Below are 216 nucleotides of genomic sequence, written 5' to 3'. Positions count from 1 at the left end.
ACTTCCAGGGTCCGAGGTAGTTGATGACCTCGGTCTTGAAGAGGCCAATGACGCTTTCGGCCATTGCGTTATCATATGAATCACCGACACTGCCGACCGGAGGTGTCGATTCCGGCATCGGCCAGGCGCTCGGTGTAGCGGATGGATAGGTGAGCTTGCGAACGGCTGCCGCGGTCGGAGTGATGGATCAGGCCACCGCCCTCGGCCGGGCATCGT

The 216-nt window shown here is 61.1% G+C and carries 1 pseudogene; it reads right to left on the bottom strand.

Going from position 1 to position 216, the window contains the following annotated elements:
- Nucleotides 1–216, bottom strand: a pseudogene (locus ACH107_RS34045) (IS3 family transposase); the annotation flags it as partial.

The organism is Roseovarius halophilus (ex Wu et al. 2025), assembly GCF_047086965.1.
Note: the sequence above shows the minus strand (reverse complement) of the source record. Positions and strands in the feature narration are given on the sequence as shown.